A 21,113-nucleotide genomic window follows, 5' to 3' on the forward strand; every position below is an offset into this window, starting at 1 on the left:
AGCGCACGAGTCCGGCTGGACGCCCTCGGACCGAGCCTGGCGGACGAACTGGCACGGATGCACAGAAGGGCTCCGTTCCGCGGCAGCACGGCTCTCAGATCGTCGTTCTCCACGGACCTCAGACGATCCTGCTTTCCTACCGCAGGAGGTGAGCAGAGCCCGATGCGAGCATTTCCTACTCGCCATTCCTGTTCACCGGGATCACTTCCAGGGTGCGCGAACCGTGCACCCCCTCGACCCGGTCCAGCCCGACGTCGCTGGTCGCTGAAGAACCGGAGATCCACGTCAACGGACTTACCGGTTCGAGGCGTTCGAGGCCCTGCGGCACCGCGGAGACGACCTGGTCCGGGACCCGTACGACGCAGATGCGCTGGTCGGGCATGAGCGTGATGCGGCGGCGGCCCTGGCCGGGGGAGCCGTCGAGGACGACGGTGCCGGACTCGGCGACGGCCACCGCGCACGCCGTCACCACACTGTCGATCCGGTCCAGCTCGTGCGGGGTGCTCGGCCCGGTCCGGGACCTGCTCGGCGTCGGCGTCCGCGAGCCAGGACTGCTCCAGCCCCGACGGCACCAGGACCGTCTGGAACCCCGCGCCGCCGGCATCCCGGCGAGCGTCGCGGGCAGGTCCGCTGCGGTGCAGTGGTGCACGATCGCCCGGTAGTCGGCGAGGTTCTCGGCCAGGAGGTCCGCCGTCTCCTCGACGCCGCGGTCCCCGTGCTCCCGCAGATACGTCCGCTCGATCGGAGCGTCCTCGCCCGAGACATCGGACAGCGCGCGCCGCACCCGGCCCAGGATCCGCTCCCTGCTGCTCACTTCGAGCCCCCCTTCTCCGAGCGGCCGCCGTCGGTCCGCGGCCACCAGTCGCGGAACGGCTCCACGGGTAGGGCCGGAAGATCCCGGGTACCGCTCCAGGCCTGCCCGGCCCCGGAAGCGAACGCGGATGCAGCCGCCGGGTGCGCGAGGTCGGCCGCTGTCCGGTGCGCAGGACACCGGGGCGGGCGAACGCCCAGCGGGCCGCCCGCATCGCCGCCCGCTCGGCCGCGTGCCCCTTGGCGGGCTTGAGCACCACCTTGTTGCCCTCGCGGACCACCAGCCCGCCCTGAACGACCCGTTCCCGCAGATGCACCAGCACCTCGGGGATGTCGATGGCGACCGGGCAGACCTTGTAGCAGGCCCCGCACAGCGAGGAGGCGTACGGCAGCGGGGCGTCGATCTCGCTTTCCGTGCCGCGCAGTTGGGGGCTGAGGATCGCACCGATCGGGCCCGGTTAGACCGAGCCGCAGGCGTGGCCGGAAGCGTGGCCGCAGGCCCACTCGTAGACCGGGCAGACGTTGAGACAGGCCGAGCAGCAGATGCAGTGCAGGGCCTGGCGGCCGACCTCGTCGGCGACGGAATCGGAGCGAAGCGGCCGACTTCGAAGAATCGGCACGCTCAACAGGAACCGGGTCCAACGCCCGCGCGGATCACCCCCTGCAGGAGACAGGCATACTCGAATCCCGAACGTTGATAGTTTTCTGATGTGGACCACTTCCAGATCGGCGTGCGGTCAACTCCTGGCGCCGCCCACACGCCGATGGGCTCCTCAGTACCGTCGTGCACCCGCGCCGCTCACCGGGGCTGCCGCCCGGTCGGCGTCGCGCGGCTGCCGTGCCGCCCGATCCCATCCCGCCGGCCCGGACGCCTGCGTCAGCCTGCTCGTCAGTCGCTCCCCCTCGATGTCCATGTCCGGCAGCGCTCGGTGCAGGAACCGGGGCAGCCACCATGCCTTACGGCCCAGGACCGCCATCACGGCGGGGACAAGCGTCATCCGGACAACGAACGCGTCCAGGAGCACGCCGACGCCGAGCGCAAAGCCCATGCCTTTGATGACCTGCATGTCGGCGAAGACGAACGACCCGAACACCGCGATCATGATCAGCGCGGCAGCGATCACGACCTTCGCGCCGTGCCCGAATCCGCGGACCATCGCCTCGACCGGCGGCAGCCCATGGGCGTACTCCTCCCGCATCCGGGAGACGAGAAAGACCTCGTAGTCCATAGCGAGGCCGAAGAGGATGCCCACCAGCAGCATCGGCAGGAAACTCAGGACCGGGCCGGTGGTCTTGATGCCGAGCAGGTCGGAGAGCCAGCCCCACTGGAACACCGCCACCAGCGCGCCCAGCGAAGCACCGAGGGACAGCAGGAACCCCAGGGCCGCCTTGAGCGGGACGGCGAGGGCGCGGAACACCACGACGAGGAGGAGGAGCGCCAGGCCCATCACCAGCAGGCAGTACACGGGCAGGGCGGAGGAGAGCTTGTTCGCCACGTCGATGTTGACGGCGGTGGTGCCGGTGACATTGATCTCGGTGCCGCTGTTCTTCTCCACGGCGCCTCGGGCGTTCCGTATCTCTGCCAGGACCCGCTTGGTCGTCTCGGTCTCCGGGCCACCGGTGGATGTGACGCTGAGCAGTGCCGCATGACCGGACTCGGCACGGACCGCGGGGGTCACGGAGGCCACCCCAGGCAGGTCCCGCACCACACCGGCCATGCGCTCGGCGGCCGGGACGACCTCCGTCCTTTCACCCTGTACCAGCACGACCAGCGTGCCGCTGTAGCCGGGGCCGAATCCGTCGTCCACGAGCTTCTGTGCCCTGCCCGCGGAGGTGTCGGGATCCTGCGTGCCGCCGAGCCCCAGTCGGAGATCCGCCGCAGGGACAGCGAGGACGCCCAGGCCCACCAGAGAGACGAGCAAGACGCTCCACCGGCGGCGGGCCACCATGGCCGCCCAACGCTGCCCTGCGGGCTGACGTGCCGAGACGGGGGCGCGCTCGACGGAACGACGCAGGACGGGGACCGTGCTGGTGGCGATGTTCCGTCCCATCAGGCCGAGTACGGCCGGCAGCAGTGTGACGGCGATCGACACGGAGACGACGACCGTCGCCGCAGCACCCAGTCCCATGACGGTAAGGAACGGGATGTTCACCACGGAGAGCGCGGCCAGTGCGATGACGACGGTCGCGCCGGCGAAGACGACCGCTCCACCGGCCGTCCCGGTCGCCAGGCCGGCCGACTCCTCTGGTTCCATGCCCGCCCTGACCTGGGTCTGGTGCCTGGAGACGATGAACAGGGCGTAGTCGATGCCCACGGCCAGGCCCAGCATCACGGCGAGGATCACCGAGGTGCTGTCCATCGTGACGACGCTGGTCAGACTCAGCAGGCCGAGCACACCCACGGCAACCCCGACGAGCGCGGTCGCGACGGGAATGACCGCGGCACGCAGGGAGCGGAAGACGAAGACCAGAATGCCCAGGGCGATGAGCACGCCCACGGCTTCCCCGGGGCCCATCACCTTGACCTCGACCTTGGAGAAGGCGTCTCCGCCGATCTCCCCGGTCAGCCCCTCGCGACGTGCCTCGGCCACGAGTCGCTCGACGCCGTTGGTGGTCGCCTCGGAAAGGGTGCCGGTCTTGTCGGTGGTGAAGGTCAGTGCGGCGATGCCCGTCCGGCCGTCGGCCGAGACCGTCCCCGACGACGCGGAGGGTGCGGTGACCGACCTGACGCCCAGAACATCCGCCGCCTCATCGACCGTTCGCCGTACGATGCGGGCCACGTCGCCGGTCGTGAGGGTCTCACCGCGTGGGGCCCGAAAGACGATCCTTCCGGTGAGGTGGGACTGGTCGCTGGGGAACTCTGCCTGCACGACGTCGAGCGTGCGCTGGGCCTCGGTACCCGGGATGGTCGTCGAGGTGGTGAACGGCTTCATCAGGCCGAGGGCCGCCAGGACCGCGACGAGCAGCAGTACGGACCAAGCGCCGATGACGGACCATTTCCGCCGGTAGGCGAAACGGCCCAGGCGGTACAGCAGGGTGGACACGCGAAGACTCCCGATGGCCGGGGAATGGGAAATGAGCAGTGCCCCGACCGGTGGAGGACGCCAGTCGCCGAGGCCTGCCTTATCCACCGTAGGAACGCCTCCGGGCCACACTCCGCGAAACGGCCCTTCGGGACCGCTGTTCACACACAACTCCCATGGAACGCGCCACGCGGGTCGGAGACGATCAATTGAGCACCGAAGGCGGGCAGGGTCCCGCGGCACTGAGGAAAGGGTTGACGCGCATGCCCGACGAGAACGCCGCAGCCGTGGCGGAGTCCGAGCCACCGCTCGGGCGATTGCTCGTCGTCGACGACGAGCCGGCGATCCTGGACACCGTCGGCCGTTTCCTGCGGTTCATCGGCTACGAGGTCCGGACGGCCGCCACGGTGAAGGAAGCCCTTGCCGAGGCCCGCGACCACCTTCCCGAGCTCATCCTGCTGGACATCATGCTCCCGGACGGCGACGGCATCGAGGTCATGCGGCGGTTGCGCGCCGACGGCCTCCCGCACGCGGTTGTCTTCCTCACCGCACGTGACACACGTAAGGACCTGGTCAAGGCACTCGCAGCGGGTGGTGACGACTACGTCACCAAACCGTTCGGTCTCGACGAGGTGGCCGCCCGGATCGGTGCTGTGCTGCGCCGCACCCGCAGACCCGAGCACGAGAGCTCCGTCCTGCGGGTCGCCGACCTCGAACTCGACCCGGCCACCCACTCCGTACGCCGCGGCGGCACTGCGATCGGTCTCTCCCCGACCGAGTTCCGGCTGCTGCGCTACCTGATGCTGCACAGCGGTCGGATCGTGCCCCGGGCCCAACTCCTCGAACACGTCTGGTCGTACGACTTCAACGGCGACGACACCGTGGTCGCCACGTATATCAGCTACCTGCGCCGCAAACTCGACGCGCTCGGTCCACCCTTGATCCACACCCAGCGGGGCATCGGCTACGCCATCCGGGAGCCGGGATGCTGAAGCGGTTGCGCCGGTCGCCGCTTCGCGCGCGCCTGAGCATGGTCGTCACGGTGCTGTGCGCCGGCGCCATGGCAGCCACGGCACTCAGCTGGATTCTCAGCGGCGATCCGGCCGTGATCGTGCTCGTGGAACTGGCAGGGCTGACCGGTGTGGCCCTGGTGAGCACTACTGTCGTACGGCGGGAACTGCGCCCGCTGGAGCGGGCTGCGGACACGGCCGACACCATCGCCGCCGGCGACTTCGCCCAGCGGTTGACCGTAGCCGCCTCAGCACCCACCACGGAGGTCGGACGCCTCGCGGACGCCTTGAACGGGATGCTCGACCAGATCCAGGCCGCGCTCACCGCCCGCGAGCAGTCCGAGGAGCGGATGCGTCAGTTCGTGGCGGACGCCTCGCACGAACTGCGCACGCCGCTCCAATCCCTGCGCGGCTACGCCGAGTTGTACCAGAGCGGGGCGCTGCCGGACCGGGCCGCGGTGAACGAGGCGGTGGAGCGGATGCTCTCCGAGATCCATCGCATGACACGGCTGGTCGAGTCGCTCCTCGGGCTTGCCCGGTTCGACGAGCAGGACGAGGCAAGTCTTGAGCCGGTTGACCTGAGCGGGCTCGTACGCGACTGCTGCCGCGACGCCAGGGCAGTGGAGCCGTCACGGCCGACCGGGGCGTACATCGAGCCCGACGTGACAGTCAGCGGGGACGAGGCCCAGTTGCGGAGCCTGCTCAGCAATCTGCTCGGCAACGTCCGTATGCACACGGCACCGGATGTTCCCTGTCGGGTCACTCTGAGCACGTCGGGCGACGAGGTGATGCTACGGGTGGAGGACTTCGGCCCGGGTATCCCCCATGAGTCGCTCACCCACGTCTTCGACCGGTTCTATCGCGCCGACAAGGGCCGCAGCCGTGTCGACGGAGGCAGCGGGCTGGGACTGGCTATCGTGGCGGCGATCACGGACCTGCACCACGGCAGGATCCGTCTGGACAGCGTCCCCGGCCGTGGCACGCGGGTGGACGTCCTTCTGCCCGCGTCCCGCACCGGGTCGGTATCGGTCGATCGGGACACACTGCCGCGCTCGTCGGCAGATCGCGCTGAATGCTGACTTCGGCGGCCTGTCCCGGGGGCCCGCTCGTGACGAGCGGGCAGACCCGTCTGTCGGACACGGCCGTCCAAGGCCGCGAACTTCTTCTCCAGGTCAGCGAGGAAGCTGTCGCCACCGGGCAGCATCCCGGCGATGGCCCGGACCGTAGTGCCTGTGGAGCCCCTGAGCCGCCCTCGATGAAGGCGGCGGCCTCCGGGACGTATGCGGTCATCAGTTCCTTGAAGGCACGGGCCGCCTCTTCGCGGTCCAGCAGGTCGTCCATGCTCATGTCCACCGACAGGGGCGTTCGTTCGGCGGGGTCGGCGTCGAACGGAACCGTCCAGGTGTGGCGGCCCGAGCCCACCTCGACGCCGTCGCTGTCGCCGGGCAGGACAACCTCGGCGGCGGTGTTCGACGAGACGAGGGCCGTGACCGTCAGTTCGTGGTTGCCCTTCATCGTGGCAGAGTCCCGCGCCATGGACACGAACTACTGCTGAGCCACCGGCAATTCGCCCACGAGCTGTACCAGGTCGAGCACCGGGTGCTCAGGTTACTCGACGGGTTGCGTTGGTGACCCCGCGCTGGGCCGGATCCGAGAGGGCGGCAACCGCACTGTCGGCCTGGCCTTTCGTCGTACGCGGAAAGACCGCCCGAGATGTCGTCACTGGCGCCAGTCAGGATGCCATTCACCTCGTACCGCGAGGTGAATTCCGTCGACCGGCCCTGCTCGGCCGCCTCCACAGTGCCCCAGGTGTGTCGCCCCCTGAAGCGGGCTTCCAAGACTGCCCCGTTCGCCGCGGGCGCACGGGCGTCTGTCACGCGCGGCAGTGCCGATCTGGACACAGAAGATGTGAACTCCCCCAACTACCTTGCCATGAGCCGGACGTACATGAGCGTCACTCAAGGGTCCTCGCGGATCCATGAACTCTCCGAGGTACCAAGAGCTCCAGTTCGGCATTGGTGCCCGCGAGCCGACCGAGACTGCGCTGATATCGGCGCCAAGGAATGGCAGTTGTGGGGGTGTACCGGATAGCGCGAGAGCACCGGCTGCCGCGCGAGGCGGCGGGGCCTGTGCCACATGGCCCGACCACCGCGCGGCTCCTGGACGGCCCCTGACACGCCCGGCAGGTCGGTCTCGGCCAGGAACCATCAATCCCGGGCCGGCACGCATCAGCCGTCCCGCCTGAAGACATTTCCGCAGGCCGTGATCACGAAAGGCGACCGCCACCAGCAGCGAAGAATCCGCTGGCCAGCCCCCCGCCCCTGGCAGACGACCACCGCCACTCAGTGCCCCGTCAGCGGCTCATCGGCCCTACTGCTCGCCGCGCCACCCCCAGCCGCAAGGCGAATCAGTACACGACCTCGCACCACCCTGACCAGCGGCAATACGCTCCACAACCGAAAACGGTGCGGATTCGACCCGGATTCGCCCCGAGGGCCCCAGACTCCAAAACGAACAGTAGTTGACCTGCAGTGATGCTGATTCTTGCCGCTGTACCGAGCATCCACCGACAGAGGAGTCTCACAATTGAAACTAAGTGGACATTTTTGGGCGATTAGCGCCACGTAGCGAGTAGTCGCACCCGCCGGCGCCACCTCCGGCTCCCCCGAGCGCGAACCGAACAGCAGCACCACCCGGCGCTCCACTCTGGCGACTAGGGGGCTGACAGAACAGGGCTCTGACCAGCCCCTTTACGGAAGTCCTTCCGCCTGACAGAAGACGTCTTGCCGAGCCGATGCAAGCCTCACAACCCTGTTTCCAACCACGGCACGCGGGGCGACGGAGCCCCGCCGACAGAGACGGGAACTGCCATGCCGCACATCACCGCTTTTGCTGGAAACCAGTGGTTCTTGGCGGGAGCGATCAACGAGACGCTCTCGCAGTGATCACTTCCAGGGCCTGCCGCAGGGCGCCCCACCGGTGATCGAGTTCAGCCCGAGCTGGTCGACAAGAAGACACCTCGTACATGTACTTGTGAACCTGTCCGGCGCCTGGATGTCCACTACAGACCGATGCCGGACCACCTTCATCGCCCGGAATGACCGCATCTGCCGCATGTCGGTGGGACGGGAACGACAATACGCGAACCCGAATTCGACCCGGATTCGACCCCAAGTGTTTGTTTATCAATTAAACATAGCCTCTGACCTGCGGAAATACGGGGCGGCAGACGAGTCAGGCTATACGCCGGGTACTGGCCGGGGCGTCCAGCGCCACCAGCAGCCGGGCTCGGGCCCGGCCGACCAGAGCGGTCAGCGCGTCCGGTTGAGGGACGGTCTTTTGTTCGCCCCGCAGGGCGGCGGTGCCGCGGGCAGGGTAGATCAAGGTCCTGGGCCAGGGGTCTTCCAGGTGGGCGGCGATATTCCCGACGAAGACCGAAGGGATCAGCAGGAGACCGTCGCCGGCGAGGCGGACAGTTCCGCCCTGTCACACCGGTGCGGGTGGCGGGAAGTGCGTGGCGCGGAACTCGGCGAGGGTCTGCTCCACACCGGCGATGGTCAGACGCCAGAAATCCCAGCCGTCGATCTTGTTGCTGCCGGTCGCGGCCCTGGCGGCGGTGGTCGGGGTGCGCCAGGGGCGGCCCAGGACGTTGATCTGGCCCTCGTGGTTCAGGACCGCCTGGTGGACCTTCTTCTCGTGCCGGCCCGTGAAGGTGATGCCGGCCTTCAGGTCGTCCGGGTCCAGATGTTCCAGCAGGTCTTGCAGGTCGACTCGGGAGCGTTCCGGGTCGACGGTGGGTGTGGGCGTCGTTGCGGCCGGCGTGGGCGCGGCAGCGGGCCGGTCGCAGGCGCGCTGCAGGGCCAGGGCCATGGCGGCTGCTGAGCTGTATGGCGCCTTGGGCCCCACCTTGTCGTCGATCAGCTGCTGGATGGCGGGATCGTCCCCGTAGCGGGCGAGTACGGTGACCGCCCGCATGAGGCGGCTGCGGAGCGGGACGAGGTGGGAGTCGTTGAGCGCGAGGATCCGTATGGTTTCGTCGGCGCGGCACAGGCCGCGTTTCGCTTCGGCCTGCGAGTAGGGGGTGCTGCTGCGCCGGGCGTAGCCGGCGCTGTCGAAGCCGAGCAGGTCGGGGTCGCTGTGGTGGGCTGGGAGCAGCGGCTGTTCGCGGTCCAGGTCATCGGCTGATGCGCGGGCGCGGGTACCGCCTATGACCGGGAACTGGCTGCCCTTGGCGCGGCCTTCCCGGACACCGTTGTAGCGGGCTCCGCCGCTGTTGCAGTGTCTGCAGGCGATGCCGTAGTTCGACACGTCGCAGGCCAGCCACCAGTGACCCGGGTGGCCGGGCACGTCGCGTACTGGGCACCGAAGATCTCGGCTCCCGCACCGAACCCGTGCTGCTCCGGGAACACGGCCACGGGAGGAAGATCCGGGGGCGCTCCTGGCTGACTCCCGGCCGTCAGGCGCGCAGCAGGGTGACGGTGCGCCCGGAGGGCGTGGTCTGCTGCGAGAAGGCGGTGCGCTCGTGGACCGTGGCTGCTTGCGGGCGGGTGTCGAAGACGACGAGGGTGCCCGTGGACAGCTCCATGCGGTCCAGGTAGTCGTCCAACTGTGCCAGCCCCTCGGCGAGTGGGTCGGTGCGGCCCTGGCGCCACACCTTCAGCTCCAGCGCCTCGCGCTGCACCGCCCGCGAACGGTCGGCAGCGGTGTAGGGCTGGCGGATCAGCAGGTCCACGCGCCGCCGGCCGATCCCGTACTCCCGGTCGATGAAACCCGCCCCGTTCACGATCCGGTGCAGGTAGGCCATCATCACCAGCTGTGCCGCGGCCTCCGGGTAGGTCGAGGCGGTGGCCAGGATCTCGCCGTTCTCCCGCCAGAACTCGGCAAAGGAGCACAGCAGCTTGTCCATGTCGATCCGGCCGTCCGGCAGCCGGAAGCTGCTCGGGGCGGCGACGACCTGGCCCTCCGTGTTGTTCCCCAGGACCCGGACAATGACCTCCTGGTAGATCGGATTGGCCACCCGCACCGGCGCGTCCGGAGCGACCAACCCCAGGTCGCGCACGTACGCCAGATCGTCGTCGTACGTGTCCGTCGGCAGGAGCAGCTCGCCCGCGATCACCGGCTGGATCACCCGCCGCACCCGGTCCTCGCCCAACCTGGCGGCCAGCGAGTCCAGATGCGTCGCACGCGCCAGGATCAGCCGCTCCTTCGCCTCCTCCATGTGCTCGGCCGTGATCGGCGTGTCCGACGGCACCCCCATCTCCTCGACGACCTCCCGGGCCAGCGCGTTGACCAGCCACGGCTGTCCCTGGGTAAAGCCGAAGGCACACTCCAGCGCATCCACCGTGAAATCCTGGCCCGTCTGCGTGGTGTGCTGCCCGTACAGCTCGGCGACCTCGGCCTCGGTGAAGTCGCCCAACCGCAGCGACGCCACCTTGATGTTGAACGGACTCGACGTACCAAGGCGCCCCGGATCCCCGCCCGAGGCCGCCTTGTAGTCACGCACATCCCGCAGCCCGCACAGCACCACCGCATGCGGGAAGCCGCCACGGCTGACAGTGAAGCCATCGCGCAACTGGCGCAGCACACTGCGCAGGCTCTCCCCCCGCAGCGCGTCGATCTCGTCGAAGAACAGCACCAGCGGACGCGGACAGCTCCGCACCCACTCAGTCAGCCCCCGCGTGAGCCGGGACCCGGGCACCGCGTCGGGCCAGGAGGCGGGGGGCGCGAGCTCATCAGCAAGCCCAGCGGACTCCGCGGACCGCCGAATCGCCTCCAGCACCAGCAGCTCGGCCTGGCCGTAGTCCTCCCCGGCCACCTCCGCGCTCTCGCACGAGAAGTGCAGCGCCGCGTACCGGCCCGAGGCCGTCAGTTCCCGGGCCATCGCCGCCAGCACCGTCGTCTTCCCGGTCTGCCGTGGCGCGTGCACCACGAAGTACTGGCCCTGCTCGATGTACCCGCGGGCCCTGGGCAGCCGCTCCTGAGCCGGCACCATGTAGTGACGCGTGGGGACGCACGGCCCGGCCGTATTGAAGTAGCGCATACCGCGCACGCTAGCCGACGGCACCGACAACCTGAGGCGACCGTGCACCCGACCACCGGCTACACCGCCCCGTACGGGCACGAGTGCCAGAGCAGCGGTGCCCCGGTACGGGATCACCCGGCGGGCAGACGCAGAAACGCGGCCAGCGCCCGCTGGGGCGCGGTGACCGCTGGAGCGCCTCCGGCGCCCGCCAGGGCATGCAGGTCACCGCGGCACAGCTCTTCACGTGCCCATCAGCTCATCCGGGGCACCGCTGTCGTCCCAGTCGGCCTCATGCATCCTGCCCTTGCCGAAAATCTCATCCGGGCTGGTGAGCGACCGAGGCGCGCACTGCGGCCAGTGCCTTGTCGGACAGTTTGGCCGCGGGTCAGGGGCCGGTTCCCCGCGACCACGAACGCCGGAAAGCGGCTGTACCTGCTTCGTCACGGCGGCAAGGAGTGGCTGGACGAAGATCGACACAGTCGCATCGCCGTGGAGACCCGCATGGGCCGCGAGGTCGCCGGCGTGGAAGGTCTCCACTCGCACGTTGCCCTGCCATGGAGCAGGAGATTGCCGATTCGCTGCAAAGCAGGTGGCTGCGCCGTTCGTGGTCGGCGAGGGAGGGCACTGGAAAGGCGCCATCTCCCACTGCTCTACCATTCGATCTTGAAAAGTGGTGGAAAACAGCAGGTCAAGTCCGCTCGGTCAAAGTCGTCATAAGTTCGTTCATGAAGTTCATCTCCCACAAGAGCTTCATGCCGTTCGTCTGGTACCGCATCGCCCTCGGTGTGGTGGTGATTGTGCTGGTCAGCATGGGTGTGCTCAGCCCGCACGCGGGCGAATCCGGCGGCTGAACCAGGGCCGCACAGGCAGCGCTATCTAGCATTTCCTAGCGCCTGATTGCAGCACCACGCCATGATCATCTCCCACTTGTCTCCCACTCATCTCCCACCGGGGAAGACGGATACGCCCCACTAGGACGTGTGCGTCCGCAACGTTGGGGATGACACGGAAGGGCCCGCACGTCCGTGCGGGCCCTTCCGTGCAGAGGGTGCGGGTCAGCTGAGGTTCATGTCCGGCCAAGGCCGCGACCCTCGCCACGCGGAAACGCCGCCGCTCATCCACCGTGTCCCAGGCAGCACCCGGTGAGGTCGTCCAGCGCCGCGGCCGTGAGGATAAGCCAGCCGAGGCGCGCTTCCATGTCCTCCCACGCGTGCGTCACCTCGACTGCCTCACCGTGCAGACCCGTGCCCCGTACACCGCGATGGCGACTTCCCCCATGTCCCCATTGATCGCGAGGACCTGGAGGAGCCGGATGCCCCCAGCCGCCGGTGATCCCATCCGGCGCGCGGCCCTGGAGCTGGTGCTCCACCACCGCCGCGCCGTCCCCGCTCACGGCATCCAGGGCAACCATGGCCGTCACGATGACGTCCGCGAACTCCTTCGGCACACCCCACGCGTGAGGCGCCCTTCCGCGGGTTGGCGCCGAGCGCGCCGTGAAGGGCCTCCGCGGCCTCGCCCAGCTCCTGACTGATCTTGAGCACGCGCACCGGCTCCGCCGCACGCCGCCCATCCCCGAAAGGCCCCTCCACCAGACCGACTCACGGACGCTCCTCGCCCGCCGTTCAGCCCACGAGATCTGCACCGTCCCTCGCTACCGCGCACGACGCCGTGGGCCGAGCCACACCCGATCGTGGCCCGAGGGCCGGCACACCGGGATATGACTGGACGACGAGGACATCGTCTGCGCTGAGCCCTGGCCGATCCTGCTCGACTCGCGGTGTACAAGGTCACACAACGCCATCAATACTGAGCGGCGGTCTTCGCACAGCTCGCGGCGAGCCAGATGTGGTGCCAAAAACGCAGCGGCGTCTCGCCATGGACATCTTCGAGTTCCGGTGGTGTCCCTGAGGAGACAATTTGCTTCCACCGGCCGGACGCGACAACGACGCTGATCGCCGAAGCCCCGAGCAAGACACCGATGAGACCCGTCAATGCACCAGCCGGGACACGCATCGGCCTCCGCCAAGACCCTTGATGGCCTCACACGAGTAGGCCCAGTGCCCGACGCGGAACAGCGGCGCGGGAGCGGTCAGTTCTTTCGCCACCAGTACCTCGATCACCTGGCCGTGCGTCAGGTCCGCCCGCGAATCCGGCGGCCGCAGCCCGTCAACGATCAGCGCATTTGGGCCGCAGCGTGTGGGGGACGAGCCCCTGCGTGATCTTTTCCCTTGCCTGGCCCCTGGGGGCGCTGTGCTAGGGAAGACGGCGCGAGCACGGGGGACAGCACCATCCTGGTGGTGTGTGAGGTTCGACTGGATGACCGATCAGCAACGACCGAAACAGATCCAACCCGCCACACCTCTGATCACTTTGAGTCAAGTAGGCAACTCTGCCCCTTCCGTATCAGATACTGCTCTGACTCTCGGTAGTCGCACGCGTATGCCGTCCCGGGAGCGGGGTTGGGGACGATGTCGGGAGTGAGATGCAGCTGACGCATGCCGAAGTGATCAACTTTCGCGCCCTGGAGAGGGTGGACGTCCGAGTTGACCCGAAGGCCACTCTCATCGTTGGGCGCAACAACAGCGGCAAGACGTCGTTCGTCAATCTCTTCGAGAAGTTCTTCGGTGAGGAGGACACGAGGTTCGTCCTGGAGGACTTCTCCACCTGCCGTATCGCCGACATCGAACAGGCGCGGCAGATCTTCGGCGAGGCTCAGGCGCATGCCGGCCGTGGAGACTCCGAGACGAGCGAGGACCTGCTGGCCAAGGCCTACGACCTCGTCCCGGCCATCCGCTTGGTCCTCACCATCGAGTACACGGAAGACGACGACCTCGCGCCGCTCACGGGTGTGATCCTCGACCTGGACGACACCTGCTTCGAGGTCAAGATCGAAGCGGCGCTGGAGGTGGCCCGCCCGCACGACTTCCTCAAGGACTTCTGGTCGGCCAGCCAGCGGGAGCAGTTCGATCGCATCAAGTGGCTGCGCAAGAACTTCTCGGACTACTTCGCCCCGGCTTATCGCGCGGTCAGCGCCTTGAACGAGAGCGTCCGCAAGGAGATCAAGCGCGGCGCCGCCGAGGCCATCCTGTCGGTCAAGTTCGTCTACGCGCAGACCAAGATGGATGACACGCCGAGCGACAAAGCCCGCACGCTGTCGAAGACGTTCGAGGCCTACTACAAGGTCAACAGCGGCAACGAAGACCGTCACCAGAGCATCGAGCAGATCGAGACCGCTCTGGCGTCCGCCTCGCAGCAGCTCGACGACAACTACGCCACGCTGTTCGACCCGATCTTCGAGGACCTGCGCACCTTCGGAGTGGGCACCATCACCCCGGTCCAGAAGCCCCGCATCGTCTCCCTCATCGAGGCCTCAGGCATCCTGCGCGGCAGTACCCGCATCCAGTACCCGTCCGGGGATGACGACTTCCATCTTCCCGAAGGTCACAACGGGCTGGGCTACAGCAAGCTGATCTTTACGATCCTGCAGGTCATCAGCTTTCACCAGACCTACGAGCGCACCACCCCCAAGCCGGCGCTGCAGGTGCTGTTCATCGAGGAACCCGAAGCCCATCTGCATCCCCAGATGCAGGAGACGTTCATCAAGAACATCCAGGACTTCATCGACCGTAAGACGGGCTGGAAGGTGCAGGTGGTCATCACCACTCACTCCTCCCACATCGTCGCCAGCAGCGGCTTCCACACGGTGCGCTACTTCGACCGTTCCGAGCCGCAGCTCACGGTCAAGGATCTCTCGACCTTCGAGGCCAACGTAAAGGCCACTCCGCAGGGTGACGAGACCCTGCGCTTCCTGCGCCAGTACATGGTCTTGCACCGGTGCGACATGTTCTTCGCCGACAAGGTGATCCTGATCGAGGGCACCGCGGAACGGCTGATCCTGCCGGAAATGGTCCGGCGGTGCGCCAAGGGGCTTCTGCACCAGTACGTATCGGTCATCGAAGTCGGCGACGCCTACGCCGTCCGCTTCCGGGAACTGCTCGCCTTCCTAAACGTCAAGACCCTCGTCATCACCGACATCGACTCCGTGTGCCCCAAGCACCGCAAGGCCTGCCCACCCGGCCAGGGGCCGACGGTCACCTCGAATGCGACGCTCAAGAACTGGCTGCCCGCAAAGTCCAGCATCGCCGAGCTGCTCGCCACCGACCCGGCCGACAAAGAGCAAGGACACGTCCGCGTCGCCTACCAGATCCCGGAGAAGGATTCGGGAGCCTGCGCGCGGAGCTTCGAGGACGCCTTCATCATCGCCAACGCAGAACCCCTCGTACGTGGCTTCCGCCAGCTCGTCCTGAAGGCGGCCTTCGTCAAGGAGGTCGGGGCCGACCCCACCGCCGACGACATCGAAGCCAAGGCCTACGACATCGCACAGCAACTCAGTGACCACAAGACGGACTTCGCCTTCGACGTCATGCTCCTGGAGGACTGGGCCGTTCCCCGCTACATCGCCGAAGGACTGCAGTGGCTCGCCTAGACACCCTCGAAGCCGTCACCACCGAGCTGGAAGCCCGACGCAGCTTCCTCGTCGAAGCAGGGGCCGGCGCCGGCAAGACGACCACCCTGGTACGCGCCCTGCAGCACCTCCTGACCCACCACCGCGTAGACCTGGAGGCACACGGCCGGCGGATCGCCTGCATCACCTACACCAACGTCGCCAAGAAAAAGATCGTCGAACGCATCGCCGCAGACCCGCTCGTCGACGTCGACACCATCCACGAATTCCTGTGGAGTGTCATCCAGCCCTACCAGTTTGAGCTCTGGCAGCAGATCCTCGACTACAACAAGGACCTGTCCAAACCGGAAGACCTTGATGATGTCACCGATCCTCCCGTCATCGAGTATTCCGACCGCGGGCGCAGGCTGCACGAGGGGCGCATCTCCCACGACGACGTCATCGCGCTGTCGCTCCGTCTCGTCACGGCCCACCCCAAGCTCATACGCATCATCACCAGCAAGTACCCGGTCATCTTTGTCGACGAGTACCAGGACACTTCGCCCAAGACGATCCAGCTGTTGCTGGACCACCTGGCCGGTGCAGGCCGCGAGAAATGCGTGGTCGGTCTCTTCGGCGACTCCATGCAGAAGATCTACGAGTCGGGCGTCGGCGCGGTAAAACGGCCCGGCCTTCTCACCGAGATCACCAAGCACGAGAACTACCGGTGCTCGCCTCCGGTCGTCGAGGTGCTCAACCGGATGCGTCCCGAGCTCACCCAGGACGCCGTCGGCAAGCAGCAGACCGGCGAGGTCCACTTGTTCCTCAACAGCAGCGTCCCGGCCGGCCCTGCGCGACTCACCGCCGCCGAAGCAATACTCGCCCGGAACGGCTGGACACGGGAGAACAGCAAATACCTGCTGCTCACCCACCGAGGGATAGCCGGCACCCTGGAGTACGCCAACCTCCTAGAGCAGTACCGAAAGCTGGGCCGCTACGGTCCCGACGACCTCATGGCACGCAACGAGCCGTACATCCAGTACCTCACCCGCATCGAGGCCATCAGCGCCGCGTTCCGCGACAACGACTTCGCCGGGCTGACCGATCTGCTGGACGAGGGGCGGACACGGATCACCCGTCACGCCAACAAACGCGCCATCAGTGACGCGATCCGTGCACTCGACGCCGTACGCAGCACCGGCACCATCGGTGAGGTGCTCGATCTGATGGCCGACGGCCATCTCCTCGCCCAGCCGGGAAAACTCAAGGATCTGGAACGCCGGAGATCCGCAACGGACCTGGACGAACGCGACCAGCGACGGGCGGACTTCTCCAACAACCTCCGCACCGTGTCCTACCGTGAAGTCATCAGCGTCACCCACTTCATCGACGAACTCACCCCGTTCTCAACCCAGCACGGCGTCAAGGGTGACGAATTCGAGAACGTCGTAGTGGTGGTCGACGACCGCGCCTGGAACAGGTACAGCATCAGCAAAATGCTCGCCGGCACCGACAAGCCCGACCGTACCGAACGGTCACGCAACCTGTTCTACGTCTGCTGCTCGCGAGCCCAGCGTGGCCTGGCCGTGGTGTTCATCGACGATCTCCCGGACGGAGCAGAGCCCACACTCCACACCTGGTTCTCTTCAGGCACCATCCACCCGTGAAATACGTACCACGCAGAGCAGTTACGCATCCCGGACTCCGGGACGTGCAGCGCAGACCAGCTACTACCAGTGGGCACATTCGCCCTTATGTCGCAGGTAAGCAGCCGCACGCCAGCTCCGGGTCTGCACACTGTTGCTGCGCTGTGTGAGGACCGCGTGGGGATGCCGGGCGGCAAGTAACTTCCCGAAAACTTACCGGACTTGACGATCGTGTTCGGGCAGGTCAAGCCGGGGCTTCTGCTGCTGTGATCATGCTGCCAAGGCGAGGTTGTGCATGTGGGCGACGGCCTGGACCGCATGGTGGAGGCCGTCGCCGCTGCGCTGGCGGCAGTCACGCAGGATCTTGCAGTTCTTCATCCGGGCGACGGCATGCTCGACGCGGGCACGGACCCGACGGTGCTCGGCGTTGTCTTCCTCCTCACCCGCGGGGAGTGGCCGGCCGGGCCGTTTTCGGTGCGGGGCGACCAGGCCTGTGTTGATGTAGGCGCCGTCGCCCAGCACCGTGACGCCGTCGCAGTGCTGGGCAAGACCGGAGTTCCGCCAGACCTGGGCATCGGCCCGGTTGCCCGGGCCAGGCAAGCGGCGGGCACGACCAGCCTGGTGCCAGCATTGATGATGACCTGCACATTTGCCGAGAACCGGTAGTTGCGGCTCGAGGCGCCGATCTTCCGGTCGCGGACCGGGATCAAGGTGCCGTCCACGATCCACAGCCGGTCCGTAGTGTCGGCGGGCCGGGAGATGGGCTCAAGGGCGAGGAGGGGCCGCAGCCGCTGGATGACCCGGCACACCGTCGCCGGCGAGACAGCGAACAGCGGCGCGAGCTGTCGCACGGTCAGGTTGGTGCGGTAGTAGACCGCCACCAGCAGCACCCGATCTGCCAACGGCAGGCGCCACGGCCGCCCGCCGCCAGGACCGCTGCCGCCCCGTTCCCGCACCACCCGTAACAAGCCTTCGAACTGCCGCATCCGCAGGCCCGTGAACGTCTCGACCCACAACGGATCGGATGTCTGGCCTGATGGGCACAGGGGCGGAGCCGTGTCGTCAGGCGATCTTTGCACCGAGAGCAAAGTGGGCACGTCATGAGCGGAATATTTTGAGGTATGTTTCTGCGTATACTGCGCTGGGTTGTATGGTGGTGGCACGCTGACGAGCCTGAGCGCGGGAGGTGGGTGTGGTCGTGGATGACATTGTCGACTTGGTGGCGCAGCCCGCCATGTTGACGCTGGCCCGTGAGTCGCGTGGTTGGACGCAGGCTGACGTAGCACGGGAAATGACATGCCGTGCGGCCGACGACACGGTGTCGCAGGGGTATGTCAGCCGAGCCGAAGCCGGTCGCCTGGCAGTGAGGGGCGAGCGTCTCGCCCTGTTCGCCGCAGCTCTCAGGTACACGCCCCAGATGCTATGCCGCGCCACTGACAGTGGCGGGACGGGCGTTGGTCTCGTTCACCACCGGAAGCGAGCGTCCATGGGCGCGCTGGCACTGCGGCGTGTGCACGCGACCTTGGCAGTTACCCGTCTCCAGGTGGATGCCCTGACGGCAGCGGGTCACGAAGACGACAAGCATGCGTTCAGGCACATCGCGGTGAACGACTTTGATACGCCGGCTGATGCCGCGGAGTCGCTGCGGTTGGAGTGGGGGCTCCCGCAGGGCCCTGTCTCCAATGTGGTAGAGGTGCTCGAAGCCGCCGGCGCTCTGCTCGTGATCCGCGATCTCGAAACTCGTGAGCTGGATGCCGTGAGCCAGTGGCCGCACAGTGAACGCCCGCTCGTCCTGCTCAACTCGACTGCCCCTGCGGACCGTTATCGTTTCAGCCTGGCGCACGAACTCGGGCACATCGTGATGCACACTGAGCCTGGGGACGGACGCTTGCAGGAACAGCAAGCCGATGAATTCGCAGCCGAATTTCTCATGCCGCACGAGAGCATCGTGGCCGAACTTCGGCCGCGCGTGGACTTGGCGCGGTTGATGGAACTGAAGCGTCGGTGGAGGGTCTCGATGGCAGCGCTCGCCCGCCGAGCCAAATCACTCGGCGTCCTCACCGAGTGGCAGTACCGCTCGCTCATGGTGGAGATGTCCGCCCTGGGCTACCGAACCACCGAACCCGCTACGTTCGAGCTCGAGACCCCGCGTCGCCTTGCCGAGGTCGTGACCCGACTGAGGCAACAGCACAACCTCGACCTGTCCCAGGCAGCCCACCTAGCCGGTCTGGAACTCGAGGAGTTCACCGAGATCTACTCGTGTCCTTCCTCCGCCCCGGTGACCACACGGCCACCGGATTCACCAACAAGTAGGTGACAATGGCAAACTCGCCGTTCCCCGGCCGCACCCCCGCCCTGCGGGTCCTCGATGCGTCGGTACCGGCCACGCCGCTACTCCAGGGGCGTGTACTGCTGCATGAGAACGCCCGCTTCGTACCGCAGATGCGGACTCCGCTCGACGATGACCTCGGCGGCGTCGTCATGAGCGGGGAGAAGGCGGGTGAACGCGCCTACCAGCTCCGAACCTCCGGCTACACAGGCGCCCTGCTGATCGACACTGCGGCCTACAAGACGCACACCGCGACAGCCGATGAACCCTTTCTGCTGGATGGCAACGAGCTGTTCGACACGGTCGACACCTCGCTTGAGCTGCAGAAGGCCCGCGGTGCCAGCGCCTCTCTCACACCGACTGGATACATTCCCCCGGGAGCCTCCAGGGCGCTCAAGGCGGTCATGCGCCAGTCCGAACGCCTCGAGCGGGCAGACACAATCGTCAACCTCCCGATCGACATCGCCTGGCTCACCGATGAATTCCTCAGCCAGCTGATCGCAGTCTGCAAGCGCATCCCGCAACCGAAGGCCTTGACCCTGTTCCGGCAGTTCGATCCGATGGAGCAGGCCAAGAGTGTTCCCGCCAACCTGCGCCGCGTCGTAGCCGAGCTACCTGATGTCGCCCTCCTGCGGACTGATCTGGCCGCACTGGACGTACTCGCCCACGGCGGGCTGTTTGCCGGTATCGGCGCCGACAGCGCCAGTCGGCACAGCATTCCCCCTGGCGAGCGGGCGTTGTTCAACCCCAACGGTGGTGGACCCCAATATCCGTCAGTGCTGATGCCGAGCCTGATGTGCTTCAAGGGCACTCAGTCACTTGCCCGCCTGTACGCCAATCACCCGCCAGCAACCTGCAGCTGCGACGTCTGTGACGGTCGAGGCCTGGACCGATTCAACGATCCGGGCGGCGAAGCGCGGCGCGAGTCGGAAGACCACAACATCAGCACCTGGAGCGCCTGGGTCATCGAGATCACCAGCAGGAAGCCCGGGATAGAGCGCAAAGGGTGGTGGCGCGACAAGTGTGCCGCAGCCGTCGCGCACTACGCCCTGGAAAACCAGCGTCTGGGACTGTCGGCAAATTCGAAGGCGGGCTTTGCAGTCCCTGACCCGCTGGAGGCCTGGGCAACGCTGCCGATCACGCCCTGAGGCGGCTCACCGAGCCAAGAGCTGCTTATACGCCTCTTCCACGAACCTCCAGCCGGCCACAGTGTGCCGACGCCGAACGAAGGGGCGAGGCGGGACAACGACCTCAACGTCATTGCTGGTCGCGACGAGTAGCCCAATGCCGTAGAACTCTGCCTCCATCACGGCGTCATCTCGACGCCGCAGAGGCCGGTCGATCAAGACAGCCCGCGCGCAGAAAGGTGTGAACCATTCGGCTTTTTCCTTAGCGGAGGCCCAGCCCTTACCCGGGACGACGGCAAGATCGACTCGGATGGGGTGGGTTGCTTCGCGGACGACGACGTTGTCATGCCGGGTAACCGTTCCCCTAGGCATCCGCCTCAGCACGCGTCGCTCTGTGTCGCTCAGCGAAGTGACCGGTACAGGCTCGCCCAGTGGAAGGTTCATCAGCAGGTCCAGCGCCCGAGGATTGGTGAGCTCCAGCGTGCCGACGCGAGCACGTCGCTCGATCTCGTCCTCGTTTTCGCTGTATGCAACTACGGCATCGATACCAAACATGTTCAACACGCCAATATCTGCACCCTGAGGGAACAGAGTGCCAGGCGCCGCCGCTCCGGAGATCGCTTCCGCCGGACCTCGCGCCGCCACAGCCATGTTGCTACCTCTGCCCTCGCCTCAAGGAGGCTCGCCCTTCACAGACGACCG

Annotated in this window: 12 protein-coding genes and 5 pseudogenes; 8 read left to right on the forward strand and 9 right to left on the reverse strand. The window is 67.0% G+C overall.

The window, feature by feature from the left end; translation table 11 throughout:
* Positions 1–175: 175 nt before the first annotated feature.
* From STRTUCAR8_RS24515 to STRTUCAR8_RS24520, 3 genes and pseudogenes are all read right to left on the reverse strand, one after another.
* Positions 176–814 (reverse strand): annotated as a pseudogene (locus tag STRTUCAR8_RS24515) (LutC/YkgG family protein).
* Positions 811–1,403 (reverse strand): annotated as a pseudogene (locus STRTUCAR8_RS50075) (lactate utilisation protein LutB domain-containing protein); the annotation flags it as partial. The pseudogenes STRTUCAR8_RS50075 and STRTUCAR8_RS24515, both read right to left, overlap by 4 nt.
* 180 nt (positions 1,404–1,583) lie before the next feature.
* Complete coding sequence (locus tag STRTUCAR8_RS24520) at positions 1,584–3,854, reverse strand: MMPL family transporter (RefSeq protein ID WP_006379207.1); 2,271 nt, start codon at positions 3,852–3,854, stop codon at positions 1,584–1,586.
* A gap of 242 nt (positions 3,855–4,096) precedes the next feature.
* On the opposite strand from STRTUCAR8_RS24520, the gene STRTUCAR8_RS24525 reads away from it, so the two are divergent.
* The 3 genes from STRTUCAR8_RS24525 to STRTUCAR8_RS52645 all read left to right on the forward strand — a co-directional run bounded on the left by STRTUCAR8_RS24525 (position 4,097) and on the right by STRTUCAR8_RS52645 (position 6,398).
* On the forward strand, positions 4,097–4,825 hold the full coding sequence (locus STRTUCAR8_RS24525) for a response regulator transcription factor (RefSeq protein ID WP_006378898.1): 729 nt from the start codon (positions 4,097–4,099) through the stop codon (positions 4,823–4,825).
* Entirely contained in the window at positions 4,819–5,922 is a 1,104-nt protein-coding gene (locus STRTUCAR8_RS24530) for a sensor histidine kinase (RefSeq protein ID WP_010358252.1), read from the forward strand. The genes STRTUCAR8_RS24525 and STRTUCAR8_RS24530 overlap by 7 nt, the downstream gene beginning before the upstream one ends.
* 266 nt (positions 5,923–6,188) lie before the next feature.
* Positions 6,189–6,398, forward strand: coding sequence for a hypothetical protein (locus STRTUCAR8_RS52645; protein ID WP_143673346.1), 210 nt, complete (start codon positions 6,189–6,191; stop codon positions 6,396–6,398).
* A gap of 1,682 nt (positions 6,399–8,080) precedes the next feature.
* On the opposite strand, the pseudogene STRTUCAR8_RS55745 reads toward STRTUCAR8_RS52645, so the two are convergent.
* From STRTUCAR8_RS55745 to STRTUCAR8_RS24545, 3 genes and pseudogenes are all read right to left on the reverse strand, one after another.
* Positions 8,081–8,323, reverse strand: a pseudogene (locus tag STRTUCAR8_RS55745) (ArsR family transcriptional regulator); the annotation flags it as partial.
* Between the two features lie 6 nt (positions 8,324–8,329).
* Positions 8,330–9,190, reverse strand: coding sequence for a restriction system modified-DNA reader domain-containing protein (locus tag STRTUCAR8_RS24540; RefSeq protein WP_006378819.1), 861 nt, complete (start codon positions 9,188–9,190; stop codon positions 8,330–8,332).
* 109 nt (positions 9,191–9,299) lie between these two features.
* Positions 9,300–10,883: an ATP-binding protein gene (locus STRTUCAR8_RS24545; protein WP_234372717.1), complete on the reverse strand. Its 1,584-nt coding sequence runs from the start codon at positions 10,881–10,883 to the stop codon at positions 9,300–9,302.
* A gap of 692 nt (positions 10,884–11,575) precedes the next feature.
* Here STRTUCAR8_RS24545 and STRTUCAR8_RS50090 point away from each other — a divergent pair.
* A pseudogene (locus STRTUCAR8_RS50090) lies at positions 11,576–11,716 on the forward strand (undecaprenyl-diphosphatase); the annotation flags it as partial.
* 263 nt (positions 11,717–11,979) lie between these two features.
* Here STRTUCAR8_RS50090 and STRTUCAR8_RS55410 read toward each other — a convergent pair.
* The gene (locus STRTUCAR8_RS55410; protein WP_006379281.1) at positions 11,980–12,312 is read right to left on the reverse strand and encodes a hypothetical protein; all 333 of its coding nucleotides are present in this window, start codon (positions 12,310–12,312) and stop codon (positions 11,980–11,982) included.
* Between the two features lie 1,035 nt (positions 12,313–13,347).
* On the opposite strand from STRTUCAR8_RS55410, the gene STRTUCAR8_RS24560 reads away from it, so the two are divergent.
* Entirely contained in the window at positions 13,348–15,351 is a 2,004-nt protein-coding gene (locus tag STRTUCAR8_RS24560) for an ATP-dependent nuclease (RefSeq protein WP_006379039.1), read from the forward strand.
* The gene (locus STRTUCAR8_RS24565) at positions 15,339–16,976 is read left to right on the forward strand and encodes a UvrD-helicase domain-containing protein (RefSeq protein ID WP_006378712.1); all 1,638 of its coding nucleotides are present in this window, start codon (positions 15,339–15,341) and stop codon (positions 16,974–16,976) included. Before STRTUCAR8_RS24560 ends, STRTUCAR8_RS24565 begins: the two co-directional genes overlap by 13 nt.
* A gap of 249 nt (positions 16,977–17,225) precedes the next feature.
* On the opposite strand, the pseudogene STRTUCAR8_RS50095 reads toward STRTUCAR8_RS24565, so the two are convergent.
* Positions 17,226–17,941, reverse strand: a pseudogene (locus tag STRTUCAR8_RS50095) (transposase family protein).
* Between the two features lie 212 nt (positions 17,942–18,153).
* Between STRTUCAR8_RS50095 and STRTUCAR8_RS24580 the strand changes: the two are divergent.
* Positions 18,154–19,272: an ImmA/IrrE family metallo-endopeptidase gene (locus tag STRTUCAR8_RS24580; RefSeq protein WP_234372718.1), complete on the forward strand. Its 1,119-nt coding sequence runs from the start codon at positions 18,154–18,156 to the stop codon at positions 19,270–19,272.
* Between the two features lie 2 nt (positions 19,273–19,274).
* A complete protein-coding gene (locus STRTUCAR8_RS24585; RefSeq protein ID WP_006378961.1) occupies positions 19,275–20,432 on the forward strand; it encodes a hypothetical protein in 1,158 nt (385 codons plus the stop codon).
* Positions 20,433–20,438: 6 nt separating this feature from the next.
* Here STRTUCAR8_RS24585 and STRTUCAR8_RS24590 read toward each other — a convergent pair whose 3' ends face one another.
* Positions 20,439–21,062: a hypothetical protein gene (locus STRTUCAR8_RS24590; protein WP_063748533.1), complete on the reverse strand. Its 624-nt coding sequence runs from the start codon at positions 21,060–21,062 to the stop codon at positions 20,439–20,441.
* Positions 21,063–21,113: the final 51 nt, after the last annotated feature.

It is taken from the genome of Streptomyces turgidiscabies Car8 (assembly GCF_000331005.1).
In the GTDB taxonomy this organism is placed as follows: Bacteria; Actinomycetota; Actinomycetes; order Streptomycetales; family Streptomycetaceae; genus Streptomyces; species Streptomyces turgidiscabies.